This is a genomic window from Falsiroseomonas oryziterrae, from assembly GCF_021864505.1.
In the GTDB taxonomy this organism is placed as follows: domain Bacteria; phylum Pseudomonadota; class Alphaproteobacteria; order Acetobacterales; family Acetobacteraceae; genus Falsiroseomonas; species Falsiroseomonas oryziterrae.
The window spans coordinates 1-769 of record NZ_JAKJIB010000661.1; the positions used below are offsets into that span (position 1 = coordinate 1).

The following is a 769-nucleotide window of genomic DNA, read 5'->3' on the forward strand; positions in this document are numbered from 1 at the left end:
AGCGCGCCGACGGCGGCGCCCGAGGCCGCGCCGGTCGAGGCCAGCGTGGACGTTTCTTCGGCCGCCAACCCGGATCCCGCCTGGGTCGAGACCTTCGACACCGGGAGCTGGGGCCGCATCAACCACGCCTGGGGCAATGTCCAGACCGGCAACGGCGAGGTCACGCTCACCGGCATCAGCGGCATGATGGAGTTCCCGGGTGGCCCGAGCGCCGGCGACGGCTACGGCTACCGGGAATTCGTCGCCAATATCGAGGGCTCCGGCCCTGGACCGGCGATCGTGCTCTGGCCAGGTTCCAATGTCTGGCCCGGCCCGGAGATCGATATCGGCGAGATCAAGCCGGACGGCTCCGGCCAGTACGCCGCGCTGCACTGGAAGGGCGAGACCGGCGGCGACGAGTACGTCACGGTGGATATCGGCGACTATCGCGGCCAGTGGGCGACCTATGGCGTCAACTGGCTGCCCGACGCCGTCGAGTTCTACGTCAACGGCGAGCTGAAGGGCCGCGTGACGGAGAATGTCGGGCGCGACTTCGCCAATGGCGGCGAGGACGTGACCTCGGGCTGGCTGTCCTCGATCGGCTACGGCCCGGGCGACGGGCGGATCACCGTCACCGAGGTGCGCTTCACGCCGTATGACGGCAGCTCCACGCCGGGGCAGGAGCCGGCGCCCGGCCCGATGCCTGCGCCGGTGCCGCCGCCGAACGACTGGTCCGGTCCGGCGCCGCAGCCCGACGCGGCCCCCGCGCCGGAGGTGCCGCCGGTGGCCG

1 protein-coding gene is annotated in these 769 nt (G+C 72.0%); it reads left to right on the top strand.

Features of this window, described 5'->3' with window-relative positions; genetic code table 11:
- Positions 1 to 769: family 16 glycosylhydrolase (locus tag L2I40_RS23945; protein ID WP_237217840.1), on the top strand; the 769-nt coding region annotated here is incomplete at both ends.